The sequence below is a fragment of the Thermotoga sp. 38H-to genome, from assembly GCF_011057665.1.
Lineage (GTDB): Bacteria > Thermotogota > Thermotogae > Thermotogales > Thermotogaceae > Thermotoga.
The window spans coordinates 257586-280787 of sequence record NZ_LNFZ01000003.1 but is presented as its reverse complement, the minus strand read 5'-3'; the positions used below and the strand labels follow the sequence as shown (position 1 = coordinate 280787).

The following is a 23202-nucleotide window of genomic DNA, read 5'->3' as shown; positions in this document are numbered from 1 at the left end:
GACAATTTTATTGCTCTTTCAAGGGTTTCCAGCAGGCAACATAATGATTACCATCGACTAGCTCAAGTGGCGGCATCTTTTCTTCACACTTTCTTTCAGAGAATGGACAGCGTGGATGAAATCTGCAACCCGAAGGTGGATTTGAAAGATCAGGTGGATAACCTGGAATGGATTGTTTTTCAGTATCATCACCTATTCTTGGTATAGACGAGATGAGAAATTTTGTATAAGGGTGTCGGGGACTAGCAAAGACTGTATCAGTTTCACCTATTTCAACCAACGTTCCTCCATACATAATCATCAATTTATTCGCCAAATTTGGTATAAGCGAAATATCATGAGTTATGAATATGAAAGTTGAATCAGTTTCCCTGTGTATTCGTTTCAAAAGTTGCAAAATTTCATTCTGGGTGACAACATCCAGTGCAGATGTTGGTTCGTCTGCTATTATCACTCCAGGATTCATAAAAGTTGCAAGAGCTATGACTACCCTCTGTCTCATTCCTCCTGAAAGCTCAAAAGGATACATGTTTAAGATATGTGAAGGCAATCCCAAATCGTCAAGATGCTTGACAATAGAATTCTCTTCATAAACTTTCCCATGGGAAAACAACATATCTGAAAATATATCTCTTATTCTTCTTAACGGATTCAACACACTAAGCGATGCTTGTGGAATGTACGATAATTTTTCCCACCATACCTTCTTTACTTCGTTTACTGATGTATTTACTGTATAAACTACATCATCAAACTGATAATTCACTTCTCCACCCAGGATGACTAGTTGATTATTGATTTCCCCATAGAGTACTTTTGCTAAAGTACTTTTCCCACATCCAGACTCTCCAACGATAGCCAAAAAGTCATTTGTATTTAGCGAGAAACTTACTTTTTCAAGGGCATAGATCTCTTTTTTCTCACCATAGCGCTCCACAATGTAGTGAGCTGTCAGGTCTCTTACCTGGATTGAGGTCATGTTGTCCCTCCTTCACCTATCTGGCAACAATTCGTGCTTTTGGATTTATGTAATCGGTGATACTAACAAAGAGAAAGTACAGCGATATAAACAGTAACACTAACAATCCTATCGGAAAAGCTAACCACCACCAGATTCCCATAACCATCGCCTGTTGCTGAATGGCCCAGTAGGTAACAGTACCCATCGTTGGCACATCCAAAGACGTCAAACCCAAGATGGAAAGCGTGATTTCGAAACCTAAGGACCAGAGCATGTTATTCACTGTTGTGGCTAGCGTTATCGGCAATATATGAGGCAAGTAGTCTGAAAAGATCATAGTCAATAGGTTCCTACCAGAGAAGATAGCAGAGTAAGTGAAATTCCTTTCCCTTAAGCTCAATATCTGAGATCTTATGAATCTCGCATCCCACGGCCATCCAAAAAGAGACAGAACAAGAGCTAGTATGGTGAAGTTCATTTCACGCATTATCAGCTTCAAGAATATGAGTATTGGTAGAAGTGGAAGCACAATAAAAGAATCACACAGTAACACCAGAATTTGATCGAGAATACCTCGTTTGTATCCTGCTGTTATACCCACGAAGATCGCTATCAAACGTGAGAGAAGAGCAACTTCTAAGCTGAAGACCAGAGAATTCTTCATAGCAAAAGTCAGCAACCAGAAAAGATCCTGTCCTCTTCCATTGGTACCAAATGGATGTTTCCAAGAAGGAGGATGGTTTATTGGAGCATAATAGGAAGATCGTGCATCATATGGAGAAAGAAAAGAAAGAAGAGAAAAACCAACCAAACCTATTAAAACTATGATTGCAAACCTGAATCGCACATCGTATTTAAAAAGCCGCCTTATAGGAAGGAATATTGACTGCCATGACATGATTGTCTCCCTCCTTTATTATGAACCAGAACCGCTGTATTGGATTCTGGGGTCAACGAAAGGTAAGGTAATATCGATCAAGAAAGTAGCCAATGCAACCGCAATGACTGAGAACAAGGTGATACCCATCACCAAATTGTAATCTGACTGCATGATAGCAGTATAAATCAATTGACCCAAACCTGGATAATTGAAAACTATCTCCGTTATAATAGTCCCGTTGAAAATCATTCCTAATTGCAACGCGAGACCTGTCAATTGTGGAGGTAGCATTGGTTTCATAGTGTAATACCTGAAGATCAAGTTCTCTCTCAGTCTCATCAAAAACGCGAAATGCACAAAATCTTCTTGAAGAGCTGAGGAAACCAAGTTTCTCATGTTTAGGAACCAACCACCAACGCCTATGATTATCAGTGAGAGAGCAGGTAAGAAACCGTGCTTTATAACACTCTTCAAATAATCCCAAGAGAATGAAGGAGAAAGACCCATTTGATAAGCCCCTCCAGTTGGAAACCATTGCAATACATAAGAAAACAGCACAAGGAGTAACAAGGCTAAAATATAGTATGGTATAGGTCTAACTGCATTGGCAAAAATTTCGAAGACTTTCATGAAAATTCCTTTATTCTTGAAACCCGCTATACCTCCGAGTATGGTCCCTAATATCCACGAAACTAACGTTGTAAAGGCAAGAAGACCCACTGTCCAAGGAAGAGAATTGGAGATAAGCTTCATCACAGGTGTTGGGAAGGAAGCAAACGAAGGTCCCAAATTCCCCCTCAGAAGTTCCCTCCAAAATCTTATATATTGTTCAAAAATCGTTCCCTCCACTCCATAGAGTTTTAGAAGAGATTCTCTCATTTTCTCTACACTTTCAGGAGGCAGGTAAGTACCAGCCATTTGTAACCTTCTGATTGCAATCTCTGCAGGATTTGTACCAGGAATTAGTCTCGGAATCAAAAAAGTTATAGTAACGCCTATAAATATCAAAACTATACACACTAAAAAACGTACTATGACATATTTTAGAAAAGCTTTCATTTCAAACCACTCCTTAAATTATGCTGATAATCTGTGATGTTTCAAATCCCCCTCCGGTGGGAGGGGGATAGAATTCATTTTCTACCAGTCGGCTGGAGTTTTATGAACATGAACCTTGTATTACCCCAGTTGGGAACAGGATTGGTGTAAGGATTCTCAGCTGTTGGGTATCCTGTCCAGTAGTATTCGTCACACACGGTGAAGACGTTATAGGAGAAGAGAGGGATCAACGGCATATCCTCAGTCGTTACTTTTATATATTCGAGGCCGAGTTCTATAATTCTGTCGATATCTTTAAAGAAGTCTGTTTTTCTCAGTTCATCAATTATTCTGTCAATTCTTTCACTCTTATACCTCATTGGATTCTTTGCAACAACTGCTTCACCAGTAGGTTTGTAGTATTCAGAGTGCCAGGATTCCAGGAACCAGAAGAGATCAGGATGTCCACCCCATGTCTCTATAACCCAAGCCAGGTACACTGTATCTGGATCTTCTCCGTAGTTCATCCTCTGCCAGAGCATGGAAGGTTCCGCAGCTTCTATGTTAGCATCTATTCCGAACCTTCTCCACTGTTCAGCTATCGCAACGGCAGCTCGTGTCATCACAGACCTTGTTGCAGACTCGCAGAGAATGTTGATCTTCCATGGTTTTCCATCAGGCCTGTACCATTTACCACCTTTTTTGGTGAAACCGACGCTCTTGAGAAGCTTTTCTGCTATATCAGGAGCATATTTCCACCAGCCGTACCCTATCATCTTCTTCAACTTGGCTGGATCATCTGGGACATCATAACCAAAGGCATATTTGACTGCATTGGCTATTTTCTCAGGTATTGTGGGGTCATACGGCTTGAACTCCTCGTTTCCCACTTTGATCGTGAATTCTTTAAGCCACGGTTCTATCTTGTCAAAGTACCACTCCGGATATTTACCCGTCGGTGGAACATCGATCGGAGAAATAGTGGCGCATCCATTGTAAGCCTGAAGAACTACCTGAACCATATCGATCGCCAACGCGAGAGCCCATCTTACCTCTTTTATGTTGAATGGATACTGCTCGTGGTTCATAATGATCGCAGGCAATGTAGGATCAGGATGTGCCCACGGCCAACCATCATACCATGTGACACAGTAAGGATTGTTCTGCCACAAAGTGATAGCCGATTCTGGAGGCAAATCGTGAATTATATCAAGATTGTGCGCCATTTGTTCCATGACTTTCTTTTCGGGAGCAGCGATACCCTTGTAAAGCACGTACTTGGGTCCAGGCTTCTTCCCAAACGCTACTCCAAGATCGGACCTTTCCCAATCCTCTCTGAGTTCCCACAAGAACCAGTAACCATTGGGATCGTACTCTTTCAAAACGTACGGACCCGTTCCCACGGGAGGATTGAAATCGAACGCAACGGGATCATCAACTTTTTCAAAAATGTGCTTGGGCATTATGTAACATCCAGACCATCTCACTGTGAAGACTGTGTGGAATCTTCCGTTGGGTTTCTTAAGTTCGAATACCACGGTGTAATCATCTGTTTTATACACTTTTTCCACGTTCACTTGCATGTAAGCACCCCATGTCATCTCTGGATGAGCTTTCAACGTTTCTACAGTAAACACCACATCGTCCGCAGTGAAAGGAACTCCATCACTCCAGTAAATTCCTTTCCTCAGCTTAACTGTCATCTTGGTGTAATCTTCGTTGTAGATAGGTGGCTCCGCTGCCAGGAGATTGATCCAAGGATCTCCTTCAATCCCTTCATCTGGATCGATGTACCAGAGGGCACCTAGACAAAGTTGCTGGAGACCTGTTGACCAGCTAGTAACTCCTCCGCCCCACAGGTTAAACCTACCAGGATTCAAAGAACGTCCAGATGGATCTTCGATGATGATGACTTCATTTCTTGGAATTCCTGGAAGCACTTCTTGCCCCTGGGCAAATGCCACGAAACTTGTTATGACAGTTACCGCCAAGAGAAGTATTAACCTACTTCTTCTCCACAACATGCTTAGTCCCCCCTTCCTGAGAGTTTTGGAAGAGCCAACACTTTACCATTCTGTTTTCAACCTGAAAATAAGGAGGTTCTTCTAAACATTGCTGAGTCGCATAAGGACATCGAAGATAGAATTTACACCCGCTCAGAGTATACTCTTCACTCACTGTTTTCCTTTCCAATTTACTTTTTTCTTCTGCAACTTTAATGGTTTGAACACTTTCCTTAGATATATCAGGAACGCTCTGTCTGAGAAGAACAGTATATGGATGCAAGGGATGATTTAATACAACACCTGCGGGTCCCATTTCCACAATCGTTCCTCTTAACATAACGGCTATCAAGTCACTCACATAATAGGCGGTTGCAAGATCGTGTGTTATGTAAATAATCTTTTTCTTGAATCTGTCTCTTAATTCTTTAAAGAGATTCAGTATAGATACCCTAAGTGAAACATCCAACATTGAAACGGGTTCATCTGCAACTAGTAGTTCGGGATCTGCCAGAAGCGCTCTTGCTATGGCTAATCTTTGTAACTGTCCACCAGAAAACTCATGAGGATATTTTCCCCGTATCTGTTCTAGACTTATACCCACCGAAGCCAATACCCTACTTATGTTTTCTTCCAAGTTTCTTCCACCATCCCTACTAAAAGCTCTTGCTGTTGAAAAGATATAAGTTTCCACTTTTTTCAGTGGGTTGAATGACTCAAACGGATTTTGAAAGATGGGCTGTACCATTCTTAAAAATTCTTTTTGGGAATATTCTTCCAACTTTTTACCCCGAAGATAAATTTCCCCAGACGTTGGTTTTATGAGCCTCAAGAGGAGATTAGCGAGAGTTGACTTACCACTCCCACTCTCTCCAACAAGCGAAAAAATTACAGGTCGCTCCGGCAAAGAAAAGGTGACTTTCCAAACAGCCGGTATTGAAATCCTCGAAATTAGAGTTCCTACTTTAAAAATTTTGCTTACGTTGTCTAATTCCAAAAATTCGCTCAATACAGTTTCCCCCCAAGCTATTCATACATTTAGGTACGTACATTATTCTTTCATGTAGATTCTACATTGTCCACTTTTGTTAAATCAAGTATATTTCTGGACAAATATTTCATGTTATACCTTAATAGATACAAATATTTCCGTTTAAAAGCTCTTTTCTCATGTTTTTTCATTTTTTCACAAACTATCCTTTCACCGCTCCGAAGGTGAGGCCTCTAATTAGATACCTTTGGGCAACAAGAGCAAAGACCACAACGGGAAGCATGGTGACTATACCGGCCGCGGAAAGAGGTCCCCATGCAACCCTCCATCCAGTGATGTATCTTCCAAGGAAAATGGGTAGCGTTTGAGCACGTGCATCGTTCGTTAAAACAAGAGCCAGAAGGAACTCTCCCCAGCTTTGAATGAGAGAAAGCACTGCGACCGCTGCGAGTCCTGGGGCACTGAGAGGAAGAACCACATAGAAGAACGTTTGAAAAGGAGTAGCCCCATCTACATAAGCCGCTTCATCTATCTCTCTTGGAATCTCTCTGAAAAAGCTGATAAGAAGCCAGACCCCGAGAGGCACAACTATGACAAGATGTGACAGAATGAGAGCCCACCAGGTGTTGATGAGTCTCAGTTTCGTGAATATCACGTACAGGGGAACGGCTGACACAATAGGCGGGAGCATTCTGATGGAGATGATCCACTCCGCCAGGAATGGACCTCCTACCTTGTATCGGGCAATAGCATAGGCAGCGAGGGCACTGATTACCGTTCCTATAAGTGCTACAGATACACCAACCACGATACTGTTTCTCAAGTACGGAAAGATGTTCTCAATAGAACCGGTTGTTCCACCGAAAACTTCTGTCTCTTTTGCTCCAAAGAAATTAGCAAGCGTGGGCTTTGTCGGAAAGAATCTAGGAGGCATGGTGAACCACTCGTCTGAAGGCTTAAAGGCTGTGATCACAAGCCAGTAAACGGGAAAAAGGAAAAATATCAAACAAACGGCGATCAGGATGTATCTCACAATTGTCAGGATTTTTTTCATCACTCTTCACCCCCAAACCCCAGTTGTTGTCTCATTCTCACAAGCCTGAACACTGCATTCACAAGGACTATCGCCACAATCAATAGCAAAACACTCAACGCAGAGGCGTAACCGATGTTCCACCCAAAAGAAATACCTACCTTGTAGATGTAGAAACTGTAAGTGTGGGTCGCAGATCCTGGACCACCCCAGGTTGTCATGAAGACAATATCAAAGGTCTTCAGACAGTCTATGATTCTCAAAACAAGAGCGACCAGGATCAAAGGTCTTAGAAGAGGAAACTCCACGTGCAAAAAGACTCTTCCCCAATCGGCTCCATCCACCCGGGCCGCGTCTATGAGATCCTGAGGTATCGACTGAAGACCTGCGTATATCATGAGAAAAATGAAAGGAGTCCACTGCCAAACGTCTATGATAATGATCCCCAGTTGTGCATAGAATGGATCTCCAAGCCACGAAATTTTGGGAACACCGAAGAGTGACAGGAACCAGTTCACCGGTCCAAAGGCAAAGTTGTACAACATCTTCCAGGCAACACCGGAAACCGCCGGTGGAATCATCATGGGAATGAGAAGGGAAGACCTGATTATCTTTTCTCCCTTGACGCCCCTTATCAGAAAAGCGATGAGAACACCGAGAACAAGTTCTACGGGAACTGCTATCGAGAGGAGCTTTGCGGTGAATTTCATGGATTCGATAGCGGTTGAATCTCTGAAAATCTGGAAGTAATTCGAAAGACCAATGAAGTGAGTCTCCGCACTCTTTGAAAGATCGTAATCTCTGAAAGAAGCCCAGATCATGAAACCAAAGGGATAGATTGTCATTGCAAGGAAAAGAGCGAGAACGGGAAGAACCATCAACCAGGGAACAATTCTTTTTCTCATGGCAAAAGGGGGCAGAGCGCCCCCTCTTCACCTCCTTATTTTCCAAGAATCTCTTCCCATTTTTTTGCAAGATCGTTCAGCGTTTCCATGGAGAGCGGGAGTTCTCCAGAGAGGATCTTGGAGAAGATCTCAACGGTGATGTCTTCGAGTCTCGGTTCCTCTGGAATCCTTGGCCTGTGGGTCTGAGAAACGTACGTTACCTCGAGGGCGGGAACTCTCGGGTCAGCGGCCCTCACCTCGGGATCCTGGAGTGTTGAGATTCTGGCAGGAGCGACGGCGAATCTCAAGAACTTGTTCTTGTCAGCCCATTTGCTAGTGGCGAAAATGATGAATTTGAACGCAGCGAGTTTCTTGTCCTCGGGTATGAATTTGTTGATACCGAGTGCCCATTGACCACTCACAGATCGACCCGGCATGGGAATGATCCCGACTTTATCTTCACCGAGTGTGCTCTTGAAGATCAGGTACGGTCCCGTCCATTGAGGTACCATAGCAACGAGTCCCTGGTTGAAGTACTCAATCGTTTCACCGTAATCAGAGCCGAGCGGATCTGGACTGTAAGGCATGAGTTTTTTCATCATTTCGAGCGCTTTCAATCCCTCTTCACTGTTGAAGGCCGGTTTGTGATCCGCTGTGAAGTATTCACCGAATTCAAGATCCGCAGTTCCGTGCCTCATGATACCGAGTGGTGCGTTCCTGTACTCACCGAAAAACAGCAGATACATGTAGAAGAGTGTGTGGGTTCTCGGGAACATGAGGGCGATTCCGTAGTCTGTTGGAGAGCTCTTGTTGTATTTTTTGGTGAAGAATTCCGCTATTTCTACAACTTCTTCCCAGGTGGTCGGGAGGGTGAGTTCTCTACCGTATTTTTCCTTGAACGCTTGTTTTATCTTTGGATCTTCAAAGAGATCTTTTCTGTAATAGAAGAGCATTGTGTTGTTGTAGAACGGAAGCCCGACGAGTTTTCCCTGCCACTTTCCAGATTCTTCCAGAACCTGTGGGATAAAATCGTTCAAATCATAATCTTCTGGAACAAGTTCTGGATGTTGTTTCATGAACTCTCCAAGGTCAACCAGTCCGAAAGAGACGGCTCCAGTGGTCATCACATCGTAAGTGAAAGCATCGAACGATCCAGCCTGAGATCTGAGATCCTGCAGTAGTTTTGGATACAACACTTCCCACGAAAGAGGTACGATCTCAACCTGAATTTCGGGATTCTGTTTCATGAACTCCTGGGCAAGCCACTTCAGGGCGTCCGCGTTGTCTGGAGAACAGAGAACGGAGATCTTCACGGAGAAGATCAGGGAAGCCAGAACTAGCAAGGCAACCACGAGGAACCTCTTCATGATGTATCCCCCCTACCAGAATGATGGTTAACTATACATACATACAAATTCCGTTCTGTTTTATCACAGAAGACGACTAAATGGCAAAATGACAGAATTCATCAAATAGCCGGGGGAGCCCCCGGCTGTTACCCAATAGGAATTGTTACGTCATTCTGTATAGAATTTGTAAACAGTTATCTGCTTGTAGACTTCTCCTGGTTTCAGGATAGTGGACGGGAAGTTAGGATGATTCGGTGAATCTGGAAAGTGTTGCGCTTCAAGGCAGAGGCCGGAATACTGTCCGTAGTTTGCTCCACCCTTAGCATTTTTTATGTCGAGCCAATTTCCTGTGTAGAACATGAGCCCTGGTTCCGTTGTCCACACTTCTAGTACTCGACCAGAAACAGGATCTTTCAATCGCGCAGCTAAACCGAATTCACCTAACTTCTTGTCGAGCACAAAGTTATTATCGTAACCCCTGTAATTCGGTTTTTGTACGTCAGGATGGAATATATCTTGTCCTATCCTTTTTGGTTTTCTAAAATCAAAAGGCGTTCCTTCAACTGGTGCTATCTCACCTGTTGGTATCAGCACATCATCCGCTGGTGTGTAATAGCTTGCGAATATTGTTAATTCGTGGTCCAGTATGGTCTTTCCTGAGTCGTGACCTGCCAAATTCCAGTAAGGATGATGCGTCAAATTAATGATGGTTGTAGCGTCGGTTTTGGCTTCATAAAGGAGTTTCAATTCGTTATTATCAGTCAGGATATATGTTACGTTTACTGTCAAGTTTCCTGGATAGCCTTCTTCTCCATCGTGACTGAAGTAGGTGAATTTCACTGCAGGTCCCTCATCAGCGAAGAACGGTATTGCTTTCCAAACCACGAAACTGAAGCCTTTCAATCCTCCGTGAAGATGATTACCCAGGTTATTTCTCACAAGTTGATATGTTCTTCCTTCGAGCTCAAAACGACCTTCTTTAATACGATTGGCGTACCTCCCCACGATGCAACCAAAGTACGGATTTCGTGTTTCGTAATCAGAAAGGTTGTCAAATCCTAGTACTACGTCCGCTACCTTTCCCTCTCGATCTGGTACATAGAGGCTTATTAGCGTTGCTCCATAGTTTGTTAAGACCGCTTTCATACCTGTTTTTTCGTTTACCAGAGTGTACTTCTCAACAATGCAACCTTCTGATGTGATCCCGTAAAAGCTCTTCTCAATCCTCCAACTATTCTTTTCTATTACTTGTCCAAAGAGTGCGAGCGATAGTACCAATAGGATCAAAATGGAAATTCTTCTGATTGACATAGGAACCCCCCTTACGCTGAGATAGCTTACTGAAATTTTCGTGCTGTACGTATTATATCATTACGTAAAGGTACTTACAATAAACACACAGTAACATCAAAATTAAATAAATATTAACGCAAACGCGATTAAAGGTACGTATAATAACAGACCTTTTATGGTATACTATGCTGATGAATCATTCAGAAAGGAGGTCGGAGAATGATAGATCTCAAGCAGTACGAGTTCTGGTTTCTCGTTGGAAGTCAGTATCTTTACGGTCTGGAAACCCTGAAAAAGGTGGAACAACAGGCAAGTAAGATCGTGGATTCACTGAACGATGACCCCATCTTCCCTTCAAAGATCGTTCTGAAGCCGGTTTTGAAGAGTTCTTCTGAAATCACAGAAATCTTTGAGAAAGCAAACGCAGACCCCAAATGCGCAGGGGTTATCGTTTGGATGCACACTTTTTCCCCATCGAAGATGTGGATACGGGGACTCTCTATAAACAAAAAACCCCTGCTTCACCTTCACACGCAGTACAACAGAGAGATTCCATGGGATACGATCGATATGGATTACATGAACCTGAACCAGTCTGCACACGGAGACAGAGAGCATGGGTTCATACATGCAAGGATGAGACTTCCAAGGAAAGTTGTGGTGGGACACTGGGAAGAGAAAGAAGTCAGAGAAAAGATCACAAAGTGGATGAGAGTGGCCTGTGCGATACAGGATGGAAGAACGGGACAGATAGTCAGGTTCGGCGACAACATGAGAGAAGTCGCCAGCACCGAAGGTGACAAGGTAGAAGCCCAGATAAAACTCGGCTGGTCCATAAACACTTGGGGAGTTGGAGAACTTGCAGAGAGAGTGAAAGCCGTTCCAGAGCGCGAAGTAGAGGAACTTCTCAAAGAATACAGAGAAAAATACATCATGCCAGAGGATGAATACAGTCTCAAGGCAATAAGAGAGCAGGCGAAAATAGAAATTGCTCTGAGGGAATTTTTGAAAGAAAAGAACGCCGTTGGCTTTACCACCACGTTCGAGGACCTGCACGATCTTCCGCAGCTTCCCGGACTCGCGGTTCAGAGGCTCATGGAGGAAGGATACGGTTTTGGTGCAGAAGGTGACTGGAAAGTAGCGGGATTGGTTAGAGCCATCAAGGTAATGGGAACGGGTCTTCCCGGCGGAACTTCCTTTATGGAGGATTACACTTACCACCTCACTCCCGGAAACGAACTCGTCTTAGGGGCTCATATGCTCGAGGTGTGTCCAACGATAGCAAAGGAAAAACCACGGATAGAGGTCCATCCACTGAGCATAGGAGGGAAGGCGGATCCCGCCCGCCTCGTTTTCGATGGACAGGAAGGACCCGCCGTTAACGCGTCGATCGTTGACATGGGTAACAGGTTCAGGTTGGTTTTGAACAGGGTTTTATCCGTTCCCATAGAGAAGAAGATGCCGAAACTTCCGACAGCCAGGGTCCTCTGGAAACCGCTGCCTGATTTCAAGAGGGCAACTACTGCATGGATACTCGCTGGAGGATCACACCACACTGCCTTTTCAACAGCCATTGACGTGGAATACCTCATCGACTGGGCAGAGGCACTGGAAATCGAATACGTCGTCATCGATGAAAATTTGGATCTCGAAGACTTCAAAAAAGAACTGAGATGGAACGAACTCTACTGGGGGCTTTTAAAAAGATGAAAGAGGGGCGAAGGCCCCTCATTTTTTTGGATACGTCACCGACTCTCTCATGATGAGTTTTGGTTTGAAAACATATTTCTCGGGCTTTTCACCATCGATCATCTTCAAAAGGATCTCAACTGCCTTCTTTCCAACTTCTTCTTTGGGATGTTCGAAAGTGGTCAGAATCTCTCTGAAATCACCTATGGGAGCATCGTCGAAACCTATGACAGAAACGTCTTCTGGTATACTCAAACCCATTCTTTTTGCTGCAAGGAAAAACTGAAGGGCCGTTGCATCGTTGTAGCAGAAAACTGCGGTTGGACGCTGATCTTTCGGCAAAGATAGGAGTTCAAAGGCACTTTGCATAACGATACCTGTGAATTCTGAAACGTGAAAAGATTTCTCGTGGATTTTTTCAAAACCGAGTTCTCTCCCTCGTTTCAGAAAGGCCTGGGCTCTTACCACACTGGGAAGGTGTATTGTTTTATACAACACCGCCACATTTCTGTGTCCGTACTGATAAAATATCTCCGCTGCTTTTTCTCCTCCGTACCAGTCGTCGAGAACAACACTTCCCACACCTTCTATATCCCAGTTGGTGTGTACCAAAACCACCTTCGTGCCTTTTTTTGCTATGTCTTCTATCAAATCTCTGTTGGAACGTTTGGTGGCGCTGTAGACAGGGTCTATTATCAGACCATCCACACCTACTTCCAGCCATTCGTTTATGATCTGTCTCTCCTTGTGGGGGTCCTCAGAAGCATTTCCAAGAAGCATCTTGTACCCGTTTGCGAACAGAACCTCTTCGGCGCCGAGTGCTATGTATGGAAATATGTAACTTGTGATCTGTTGGACAAGAATGCCAACGACCTTGTTTTTCTTTTCTATGTTCACAAACGTTCCAAGTCCTGGCTTTCTGATGACCAGGTTTTTAACTACCAACCTTTCGAGGGCTTTTCTCACCGTTTCCCGACTAGCGTCGAATCTTTCCATTAACTCCTTTTCAGTGGGGAGCTTGTCTCCGTGCTTATACTTTCCAGATTTTATTTCGTCGATCAGAAATTTTTCGATGATTCTGTATTTTGGGAGGATTGCGAATCACCTCTCTCTTCACTTGCTAATCTTCTCGGCTAACTCTTTCGTATCCCTTGCGATCATGAGCTCTTCGTTTGTGGGAACGACCAGGACTTTCACACGGGAATCAGGAGTGGAGATTACGCCTTCCTTTCCTCTTATTGTTTCTTCGTTCTTCTGCTTGTCAAGCTTTACTCCGAGAAATTCCAGGTAAGAACACACATCTTCCCTCGTGATTGGAGAATTTTCTCCAACACCGGCTGTGAAGACTATGGCATCGACGCCGTTCATCGCAGCAGCGTACGCACCTATGTATTTGGCGATCCTGTAGTGGTAGATGTCGAGGATGAGCTTGCACCATTCGTCTCCTTTCAAGGCAGCCTCTTCGATGTCCCTCATGTCCGAACTGAATCCCTTTGAGAGTCCGTAGACTCCGCTTTTTTTGTTCAGTATATCGTACATCTCCTGAGGAGATATACCTTCTTTTTCCATGATGAAGAAGGGAATTGCCGGATCCAAATCACCGGACCTCGTACCCATAACGAGTCCTTCGAGCGGTGTGAATCCCATGGAAGTGTCGACACACTTCCCGTATTTCACGGCGGCTACCGAAGCACCGTTTCCTATGTGACAGGTGATGATCTTGAGTTCCTCCAGTTTTTTCCCGAGGATCTCCGCCGCTCTCTTCGAAACGTACCTGTGACTTGTACCGTGAAAACCGTAGCGTCTGATTCTGTATTTCTCGTAGTATTCGTACGGTATAGCGTAGAGATATGCTTTCTGAGGAATCGTCTGGTGGAAAGCTGTGTCGAAAACAACCACATTTGGTACTCCTGGAAGGAGCTTCATGGCAGCTTTTATTCCCATGAGATTCGCAGGATTGTGAAGCGGCGCAAGAGGTGAAACCTCTTCGATCGCTTTGAGTACTTCCTCGTCCACAAGTACCGATTCTTTGAATCTTTCACCACCGTGAACCACCCTGTGACCAACGGCATCGATCTCCTTTAGATCTTTTATGACTCCAAGTTCTTCATCAACCAATGTGTTCAATATGAGCTTCAACGCTTCTTCGTGATCCGGAAGTTCTTTTTCTATCACATGCTTTTCGTCGTTCACCCTGTGGACCAGCCTGCTACCTTCGATGCCGATTCTTTCTGCGATACCTTTACAGAGAACTTTCTCACCGTCCATCTCGATGAGCTGGTACTTTATTGAGGAACTCCCCGAGTTTATCACCAGTACTTTCATTCTCTCTTCACCTCACGCCTTTCCGCTGGATCCGAATATTCTGATTCTCTCTTTGACGATTTCTTTCACCTGTTCGAAGACAGGCCCAAAAATCTTTCTGGGATCTATCTGAGACTTGTCCTCTGAGAGAATCTTCCTGAGATACGCGACGAAGGTGATCCTCAGATCGGTGTCTGTGTTTATCTTGTTGATACCAAGTTCTATAGCTTTCTTCAACATGTCTTCAGGAACACCTTTCGCGCCGGAAAGTTCGGCGCCGTATTCGTTCGCCAGTTTCACTACATCCTGTGGAACCATGGAAGCTCCGTGAAGAACGAGCGGTATCTGAGTGTATTCCTTCACTTTCTTCAGTCGTTCAAAGTCGAGCTGTGCTTCCCCTTTGAATTTGAACGCACCGTGACTGGTTCCAATGGCAGGGGCCAGGAAATCCACTTCTGTTTCCTTCACAAATACCTTTGCTTCCTCCGGATCGACGAGGACGGACTCTTTTTCCACCACGTTGTCTTCTATGCCCTTGAGTTTTCCGAGTTCCGCTTCTACGCTTATACCAACCGCGTGAGCTATTTCCACGATCCTCTTCGTTTCTCTAAGGTTTTCCTCGAATGGAAGATGTGAAGCGTCGATCATCACCGAAGAATAACCAGCCTTTATAGCTGCCATGATGACTTTAAAGTCTCTTCCATGGTCCAAATGGAGCGCGACAGGGACCGAAAGTTTCTCAGCGTAAGTTCTCACCATTTCAACGGCAAGTCTTGCACCAGCCTCTATATCGCCTTTTCCTATGTACTTTATTGCCCCTTCCGATGTAGCGACAATGACTGGTGCCTTTTCTTCTTCGGCGGCTTCAAGAATCGCCTGAAGAAATTCCATGTTGTTGAAATTGAATGCACCGATAGCGTATCTTTCTTTGCTGGCTTTTTCCAAAATTTCCTTTGTGTTCTTTACGTAAGGCATTGTAACACCTCCTTCAATGTAAAGGCCGGGACAAGCCCGGCCTTCAATTACTTCTTGTTCTTGAGAGCTGCCTGAGCCGCTGCAAGTCTGGCGACGGGTACCCTGTACGGCGAACAGGAAACGTAGTCGAGTCCGATCTTGTCAAAGAACAGTATGGATCTCGGATCTCCACCGTGTTCTCCACAGACTCCAACCTTGAGATCGGGCCTTGTACTTCTTCCTTTTTCCTTGCCCATCCTCACCAGTTCTCCAACACCGTCGTAATCCAACGTCTTGAACGGATCGTGTTCGAGAATGCCTTTTTCGAGGTACTCAGGCAGGAACTTTCCAACGTCGTCTCGGCTGAATCCAAAGGTCATCTGCGTGAGGTCGTTGGTACCAAAGCTGAAGAATTCAGCTTCTTCCGCTATCTGATGGGCGGTAACAGCGGCCCTTGGAACTTCGATCATGGTTCCGATCTTGTAAGTGAGCTCGACACCGGCCTCTTTTATGAGAGCGTCGGCCGTTTCCTTGATGATCTTCTTCAGGTACCTGAGCTCGTTGATGTGTCCCACGAGAGGAATCATGATTTCAGGTATTACATCTATTCCCTCTTCTTTCTTGAGTTCGATGGCTGCCCCGATAATAGCTCTGGTCTGCATCACGGCAATTTCAGGATAGGTAATGGTGAGCCTACAACCCCTGTGTCCGAGCATCGGGTTGAGTTCCCTAAGATTCTCCACGACGTTCTTGAGTTCTTCGAAGGAAACTCCCATCTGCTCGGCAACTTCCCTGATCTGTTCATCTTCCTGTGGCAGGAATTCGTGAAGAGGAGGATCTATGAGCCTTATGGTGACTGGAAGCCCCTTCATGACCCTGAACAATCCTTTGAAGTCCTCTTTCTGGAGTGGCAGGAGTTCGTCCAGGGCCTTTTCTCTTTCTTCTTTCGTCTTTGCAAGAATCATCCTTCTAACCTTGGGTATTCTATCCTTTTCGAAGAACATGTGTTCTGTTCTACAGAGTCCGATTCCTTCAGCACCGAATTTTCTCGCAACTTCCGCGTCTCTTGGTATGTCTGCGTTGGTTCTCACACCGAGTCTTCTGATCTCATCGGCCCACTGCAGAAGCTCTGCGACAGGTCCTTCAAGACCCTGTGGTTTTATGGTTGTCACTTTCCCGAGGAGAACCTCACCGGTCGTTCCATCGATGGAGATCCATTCTCCCTCTTTTACAACAACATCTCCCACTTTGAAGTACCCTTCCTCTGGATGAACTTCTATAGATTCTGCTCCGACGACCGCTGGCTTACCCATTCCTCTTGCAACAACGGCAGCGTGGGAGGTCATTCCTCCTCTGGAGGTCAGGATTCCCTGTGCGACAGCCATTCCTCCGACGTCTTCGGGGCTGGTTTCAGGTCTCACAAGAATAACCTGTTCACCTGCTTTACCGAGTTCTTCGGCTTTCTTGGCGTTGAAGACGACCTTACCCGTCGCGGCACCTGGAGACGCAGGAAGTCCTTTCGCGATGACTTTTGCCTGGGCTTTTTCTTTTGGATCGAACACTGGATGGAGCACCTGTTCAACGTCTTCGGGTCTCACCCTGAGAATCGCTTCTTCTTTGGTGATGAGTCCTTCGTGGACCATATCGACGGCGATTTTGATGGCTGCCTGAGATGTTCTCTTTCCACTTCTTGTCTGGAGCAGGTAGAGTTTACCTTTTTCGATGGTGAACTCGATGTCCTGCATATCCCTGTAGTGTTTTTCGAGTCTTTCCATTATTTCGAGGAGCTGATCGTAGACCTCTGGCATTCTGTTTTTCAGCTCTTCAAGTTTGAGAGGAGTTCTAATACCCGCAACAACGTCTTCACCCTGCGCGTTGGGAAGGAATTCTCCGTAAGGTTCCTTCTCTCCAGTGTTCGGGTCTCTTGTGAAAGCGACACCCGTTCCGGAGTCTTCTCCCATGTTTCCGAACACCATCGCAACGATGTTCACAGCCGTACCGAGTAGATCTCCTTCCTTGATCCCATGGATTTCTCTGTACTTGATGGCCCTCTCGTTCATCCAGCTACCAAACACCGCATCGATGGCAAGCCAGAGTTGTTTCCAGGGATCCTGTGGAAATTCTTTTCCTGCTTCCTTGTAGATCTGTTTGTATCTCTCAACGAGTTTTTTGAGGTCTTCTGCGTCCAGTTCAGTGTCGAGTTTCACACCTTTCTCCTTCTTGAGTTCTTCGAGTGCCTTTTCGAATCTTTCGTGTGGTATCTTCAGAACCACATCACCGAACATCTGAAGGAATCTTCTGTAAGCATCGTAGGCGAATCTTTCGTTGTTCGTCTGCTTTGCAAGCCCCTTCACTGTCTCATCGTTGAGACCAAGGTTGAGGACGGTGTCCATCATTCCAGGCATTGAAATGGCTGCACCAGATCTGACAGAAACAAGGAGTGGATTGTTGGGGTCACCGAACTTTTTCCCGGTAACTTCCTCGAGTCTTCTCATTGCCTCTTCAACCTGTTCTTTCAGCTCTTCCGGATAAGTTCTTCCGTGGTCGTAGTAGTACTTACAGACTTCCGCAGAAATGGTGAATCCGGGAGGAACAGGAATTCCAAGGTTGGTCATCTCCGCGAGGTTGGCGCCTTTTCCACCGAGGATATCCTTCATGTCTGCCCGGCCTTCTGCCTTACCGTTTGCGAAGAAGTACACGTATTTCTTTGCCATCTTCTGACTCCCTCCTTTTCCTTTCGTATCCAAGAATTTATTATAAGATCAAAACCACACGATTAACTTCGGTATCATTTCACGTTAACATGGAAAACCATTTTTCCATCTTTGTAGAATCCTCTTGCGAAGACGTAGGCTTCTTCACCTTCTCCCACAAGCGATTCCATGAGAGCCTTCATATCGAGGAAGAGGAAGAAAACGTCGTTCTTCTCAGATTTGATACCAAGGGTTCTGGGAGAGAACTGCTTACTTTTCAGAACGACCGTGTCATCCTCTGTGCAAATCGATAATCCATTCTCCAAAACAAAACATTTGCCTTCCTTTCTGTACTGAACTCCTGCGGTTTTTAAAGCATTTTCCACGGCATCAGGAGATTTCAGCTTGGCTTTTGCAACGATTTCGAGATTTGTGGGAGTGGATCCGGCTATCAGGTCCATAACTGCCGAAGACACATTCGCACTCAAGAACATCGGAGGCTCGAGCTCTTCAAAGAGATTTTTGACAACTTTCTCAATATCCGACTCGGGAAGCTGAACAGGAAGATTTTCACTTTCCATGGAAAACCCTGCGCTGGAGAGAACGTCTAACAGTCCGTCGTAGTTCTCCGTGTTGAAAATCACCGTCAATTCGCCGAACGTGTAGTAATCGGACGGGATTTCCCTCGGCTGTCCGACTTTTTCGAGGAAGTTTCTGGAGGTATCATCCGCTGGAGTGATTTCCACCTTTATTGAGAGATGATCACTTGCGGATTCTTTTGTGCTCACAACAGTGAAGGAATATTTATCCCCCTGCAGCAAACCGTAGCCAAAGAAATCAGTCTTTCCCAGAGTATCGGGAATCTCCCCCCCACCTTTCAGAGAAGCGTTCACTGCTTTAGCTGTTCCCAAGAAGAGATACCCATCTTTTTCAACAACGACCGCATCTTCCATTCCCAGTAGATCGACAATAAGAGACTTTATGCTGTCTTTCAGTTTCTTTGCCTTTTCAGATGGTCCCAGAACGAAGCAAGTGTCTTCGTTGTCGAGCTGTACAAAGAGAAATTCGTGAGAGAGGAGATCGTAGAAGTCGGATGGCTCTATATTTCTGCTGAGGAGCTGGGACTCCAGAACACCCTGTATCATCATCTCAAGACCGAGGCTCTCTGTCAGAAACCGGCCGGTGGGAAGGCGTTTGACCTCAGAGTAGAACTCTGATAAATCCTTCACATATCGAATCACCTTGAAATTCTCCGGTACATAGTTTAATATTTGTGAAAAAGAGAGGGCCGTGACAATCAGCAGGATAAAGACAATCCATTTTTTCATGTTCAGAACCTCCTTCTTTTTTCTTCACCAAAACTTATGATAACACAGGAAAGGAGGTAGTGCGTTGAGAAGATCCCTTGAAATGGGAAAGTGTGTTGTTCTGGAAGTGTTAACACCGAGAGGCACAAACCTGAGCAAGTTCATGGAATTCGCTGAAGAAGCCTGGGAGACAGGCATCGACGCGTTCACGGTAACCGATATGCCAATGGGGAGAGTGAGAATGGCTCCCTGGGCTGTTTCTCACCTTCTTGTGGAAAGCGGAAAAGAAGTTCTCATGCACTTCACGAAGAACACAAGGAATATGATAAGGATACAATCTGATCTTTTGGGTTGTCATGCCCTCGGAGTGAAGAATCTGCTCCTCCTGTCCGGAGACAACCCTTCACACGGTGATTACCCCGACACGACTTCCGTTAACGATATAGATATTTTAGACCTCATAAGACTCACAAAGCTCATGAACGAAGGAACAGATCTTGCCGGAAACAAGATCTATGGAAAAACCGATTTCTTCGTTGGTGGAGCACTGAATCCCCTCAGCGATGAGGATATGAAAAGGGCTAAACAGAAGGTCGAAGCCGGCGTTGATTTTCTCGTCACTCAGCCGCTTTTCAACAGCGAGGTAGCGAAAAAGATCAAGGAAGAACTGAGCACGAAAATCCTCGCTTCGATAGTTTTCTTTGAAAATGAAAAACAGATGAGCTACTTCTCGAACGTTCCCGGAATAGAAATACCAGATGAGATAGTGAATTCCGCGGAGAAAGGTGATGATTACTTGAAAGAAAAAAGCTTTGAAAGTGTGCTCAGATTCGTTGAAGAGACAAAAGATGTACTGGATGGTTTCTACATAGTGGCCATCGTGAAAGATCTCGAAAAGATCAGGAAGGTGGTAGAAATTGCCAAAAGTTGAAATAGACCCCAGCGAGATAAAGATTCCAGACAACGTTTTGAAGGCAAAGCTCGGTTTCGGAAGAGCGGAGGATATACCCAAAGAATTCAGGAGAACAGTGGAAAGGGCATACGAAGAGTTACTCAATGTAGCGAGACCCGTGGTTCTGTGGCGAGATTTTGATGTGGACAACCCCCTCTCTTTCGATAGCATGAAACTCACGGGTGAACTCGCAGAGAAACACCTTTCTGGAAGTAAAATCATCACGGTTTTTCTTGCAACACTTGGAAAGAGGGTAGACGAAAAGATAGAGGAGTACTTTAGAAACGGGGAGGATCTTCTTGCATTTTTCATCGATGGAATTGCTTCAGAGATGGTGGAGTACGCTTTGAGAAAAGTAGACGCAGAACTCAGAATGGAAAGATTCAACCTGGAGGGAAGTTTCAGAATTTCACCTGGTTACGGTGATCTTCCACTTTCCTTGAACAAGAAGATCGTCGAAATTTTCAAAGATGAAGTGGACGTCAATGTGATAGAAGACTCCTATGTGCTCGTTCCCAGAAAAACCATCACAGCGTTCGTGGGCTGGAGGGAAAAGAAGAATGAGAAACAGACATGAGGTTTCAAAATTGCTTTCAGAAAGAGTGTTGCTCCTGGATGGAGCTTACGGGACAGAGTTCATGAAGTACGGATACGATGATCTTCCCGAAGAGCTGAATATAAAAGCACCCGATGTGGTGCTGAAGGTTCATAGAAGTTACATAGAGAGTGGCTCGGATGTCATTCTGACGAACACGTTCGGTGCCACAAGGATGAAACTGAGAAAACATGGACTGGCGGACAAACTGGATCCTATTGTGAGAAACGCTGTGAGAATCGCAAGAAGAGCAGCTGGAGAGAAGCTTGTTTTTGGAGATATCGGCCCAACAGGAGAGCTTCCGTATCCACTCGGAAACACTTTGTTCGAAGAGTTCTACGAGAACTTCAGAGAAACCGTGAAGATAATGGTCGAAGAAGGTGTCGATGGAATCATCTTTGAGACGTTCTCGGACGTTCTCGAACTGAAAGCCGCTGTACTCGCAGCGAGGGAAGTCTCCCGCGATGTTTTCCTGATTGCCCACATGACATTCGACGAGAAGGGAAGAAGTCTCACAGGGACAGATCCCGCGAACTTCGCCATCACGTTCGATGAACTGGATGTCGATGCCCTCGGTATAAATTGTTCACTCGGACCCGAAGAGATCCTCCCCATTTTTCAGGAACTGTCTCAGTACACAGACAAGTTCCTCGTAGTGGAACCTAATGCGGGAAAGCCCATCGTGGAGAACGGGAAAACCGTGTATCCTTTGAAACCACACGACTTTGCCGTTCACATAGATTCCTACTACGAACTCGGTGTGAATATATTCGGAGGTTGCTGCGGGACCACCCCTGAGCACGTGAAGCTCTTCAGAAAAGTTCTCGGAAACAGAAAACCTCTTCAAAAAAGAAAGAAAAAGAGAATATTCGCTGTCTCTTCCCCTTCAAAACTCGTGACGTTCGACCATTTTGTTGTCATAGGAGAGAGGATAAACCCTGCAGGTAGAAAGAAGCTCTGGGCAGAGATGCAGAAAGGAAACGAAGAGATCGTGATCAACGAAGCGAAAACACAGGTGGAAAAAGGTGCGGAAGTACTCGATGTGAACTTCGGCATAGAATCTCAGATATACATACGATACGTGGAAAAAATCGTTCAAACACTTCCGTATGTTTCAAACGTTCCTCTTTCCTTGGACATCCAGAGCGTAGACCTCGCAGAGAAAGCACTCAGGGTCTACCCGGGAAGGCCTCTTTTCAACTCGTCCAAGGTAGATGAAGAAGATCTCGAAAGAAAAATAGGCCTGTTGAAGAAGTACGGAGGCACACTCATCGTACTTTTGATGGGAAAAGACGTTCCAAAAAGCTTCGAAGAGAGAAAAGGATACTTCGAAAAGGCCTTGAAAATCTTAGAGAAACACGACTTCTTAGATAGGGTGATTTTCGATCCAGGAGTTCTGCCTCTCGGCGCAGAAGGGAAACCGGTGGAAGTGCTGAAGACCATAGAATTCATCTCAAGCAGAGGTTTCAACACAACAGTGGGCCTTTCCAACCTGTCTTTCGGCCTTCCTGACAGAAGTTATTACAACACCGCTTTCCTCGTTCTTGGAGTATCTAAAGGTTTGAGTTCTGCCATCATGAATCCTTTCGACGAAACACTGATGAAGACTCTGAACAGTGCACTTGTGGTACTCGAAAAGAAGGAACTTCCCAGAGCTGAAGTGAAGGAAGAAAAACTGGTTGAAGTTATACTCTCCGGAAACCAGTCGGAACTCGAGAAGCTCGTGGAGGATTTTCTGAAGAAAAAAGATCCTCTCTCCATCATAGAAGAACACCTGAGGCCAGCGATGGAACGTATTGGAGAACTCTACGATAAAGGAAAGATCTTTCTGCCGCAACTCATCCTCGCTGCTCAAACGGTGAAACCCGTGTTCGACAAACTGACATCGATGCTTCCATCAGACAGTCAGGGAGAAACATTCGTCATTGCAACAGTCAAGGGTGACGTGCACGACATAGGAAAAAACATAGTGGCATCTGTGATCAGAAGCAGCGGGTACCGCGTGGTGGACCTTGGAAAGGACGTGGATACATCGAAAATAGTGGAAGCCGTGGAAAGAGAAAGACCCGTTGCACTCGGTCTGTCTGCAATGATGACAACCACTGTCAGCAGAATAAAGGAAGTTGTGGAAAAGCTCAAAGAAAAGAACCTGAAAATCCCTGTCATAGCGGGTGGCGCTTCCCTGAACGAAAAACTCGCAAAGGAGTTAGGAGCGGACTACTACGCAAAGAACGCTTCCGAAGCGGTAAAAATACTGAAATCTCTCGGGAGATGAG

The 23202-nt window shown here is 45.2% G+C and carries 18 protein-coding genes; 4 read left to right on the top strand and 14 right to left on the bottom strand.

Features of this window, described 5'->3' with window-relative positions:
* Positions 1-7: 7 nt before the first annotated feature.
* The 9 genes from AS158_RS07815 to AS158_RS07775 all read right to left on the bottom strand — a co-directional run bounded on the left by AS158_RS07815 (position 8) and on the right by AS158_RS07775 (position 10444).
* Complete coding sequence (locus tag AS158_RS07815) at positions 8-979, bottom strand: ABC transporter ATP-binding protein (protein ID WP_029683295.1); 972 nt, start codon at positions 977-979, stop codon at positions 8-10.
* 16 nt (positions 980-995) lie between these two features.
* A complete protein-coding gene (locus AS158_RS07810; protein WP_165304810.1) occupies positions 996-1859 on the bottom strand; it encodes an ABC transporter permease in 864 nt (287 codons plus the stop codon).
* 18 nt (positions 1860-1877) lie between these two features.
* The gene (locus tag AS158_RS07805; RefSeq protein ID WP_029683293.1) at positions 1878-2900 is read right to left on the bottom strand and encodes an ABC transporter permease; all 1023 of its coding nucleotides are present in this window, start codon (positions 2898-2900) and stop codon (positions 1878-1880) included.
* A gap of 74 nt (positions 2901-2974) precedes the next feature.
* The gene (locus AS158_RS07800) at positions 2975-4903 is read right to left on the bottom strand and encodes an ABC transporter substrate-binding protein (protein WP_029683292.1); all 1929 of its coding nucleotides are present in this window, start codon (positions 4901-4903) and stop codon (positions 2975-2977) included.
* Positions 4884-5891, bottom strand: a complete 1008-nt coding sequence (locus AS158_RS07795; protein WP_029683291.1) for an ABC transporter ATP-binding protein — start codon at positions 5889-5891, stop codon at positions 4884-4886. Before AS158_RS07795 ends, AS158_RS07800 begins: the two co-directional genes overlap by 20 nt.
* Positions 5892-6075: 184 nt before the next feature.
* A complete protein-coding gene (locus AS158_RS07790; RefSeq protein WP_038033407.1) occupies positions 6076-6927 on the bottom strand; it encodes a carbohydrate ABC transporter permease in 852 nt (283 codons plus the stop codon).
* Positions 6927-7811 (bottom strand): sugar ABC transporter permease, encoded by an 885-nt coding sequence (locus AS158_RS07785; RefSeq protein ID WP_038033406.1) that lies wholly within the window; start codon positions 7809-7811, stop codon positions 6927-6929. The genes AS158_RS07790 and AS158_RS07785 overlap by 1 nt, the downstream gene beginning before the upstream one ends.
* 35 nt (positions 7812-7846) lie before the next feature.
* Positions 7847-9157 (bottom strand): sugar ABC transporter substrate-binding protein, encoded by a 1311-nt coding sequence (locus AS158_RS07780; protein WP_165304809.1) that lies wholly within the window; start codon positions 9155-9157, stop codon positions 7847-7849.
* 150 nt (positions 9158-9307) lie between these two features.
* Entirely contained in the window at positions 9308-10444 is a 1137-nt protein-coding gene (locus tag AS158_RS07775) for an aldose epimerase family protein (RefSeq protein WP_346774453.1), read from the bottom strand.
* Between the two features lie 207 nt (positions 10445-10651).
* Here AS158_RS07775 and araA point away from each other — a divergent pair, with 207 nt between their 5' ends.
* Entirely contained in the window at positions 10652-12142 is a 1491-nt protein-coding gene (gene araA / locus AS158_RS07770; protein WP_165304807.1) for an L-arabinose isomerase, read from the top strand.
* A gap of 18 nt (positions 12143-12160) precedes the next feature.
* Here the strand turns inward: araA and AS158_RS07765 are convergent, their stop codons facing one another.
* From AS158_RS07765 to AS158_RS07745, 5 genes are all read right to left on the bottom strand, one after another.
* Entirely contained in the window at positions 12161-13216 is a 1056-nt protein-coding gene (locus AS158_RS07765; RefSeq protein ID WP_165304862.1) for a GntR family transcriptional regulator, read from the bottom strand.
* An 18-nt stretch (positions 13217-13234) separates the two neighbouring features.
* Complete coding sequence (gene ackA, locus AS158_RS07760) at positions 13235-14446, bottom strand: acetate kinase (protein WP_038051599.1); 1212 nt, start codon at positions 14444-14446, stop codon at positions 13235-13237.
* A 12-nt stretch (positions 14447-14458) separates the two neighbouring features.
* Positions 14459-15400 (bottom strand): class II fructose-1,6-bisphosphate aldolase, encoded by a 942-nt coding sequence (fba, locus tag AS158_RS07755; RefSeq protein WP_038051600.1) that lies wholly within the window; start codon positions 15398-15400, stop codon positions 14459-14461.
* Positions 15401-15447: 47 nt separating this feature from the next.
* Positions 15448-18093, bottom strand: coding sequence for a pyruvate, phosphate dikinase (ppdK, locus tag AS158_RS07750; protein WP_038051601.1), 2646 nt, complete (start codon positions 18091-18093; stop codon positions 15448-15450).
* A 74-nt stretch (positions 18094-18167) separates the two neighbouring features.
* On the bottom strand, positions 18168-19400 hold the full coding sequence (locus tag AS158_RS07745; protein WP_165304806.1) for a hypothetical protein: 1233 nt from the start codon (positions 19398-19400) through the stop codon (positions 18168-18170).
* A gap of 64 nt (positions 19401-19464) precedes the next feature.
* Here AS158_RS07745 and AS158_RS07740 point away from each other — a divergent pair, with 64 nt between their 5' ends.
* From AS158_RS07740 to AS158_RS07730, 3 genes are read left to right on the top strand one after another with little or no spacing between them, the layout of a single operon-like run.
* Positions 19465-20310 (top strand): methylenetetrahydrofolate reductase, encoded by an 846-nt coding sequence (locus AS158_RS07740; RefSeq protein WP_038051605.1) that lies wholly within the window; start codon positions 19465-19467, stop codon positions 20308-20310.
* Entirely contained in the window at positions 20297-20908 is a 612-nt protein-coding gene (locus AS158_RS07735) for a methionine synthase (RefSeq protein ID WP_038051608.1), read from the top strand. Before AS158_RS07740 ends, AS158_RS07735 begins: the two co-directional genes overlap by 14 nt.
* Positions 20892-23201 carry a homocysteine S-methyltransferase family protein gene (locus AS158_RS07730; protein WP_165304805.1) on the top strand — a complete coding sequence of 770 codons (2310 nt, stop codon included), beginning with the start codon at positions 20892-20894 and terminating at the stop codon, positions 23199-23201. Before AS158_RS07735 ends, AS158_RS07730 begins: the two co-directional genes overlap by 17 nt.
* Position 23202 lies beyond the last annotated feature (1 nt).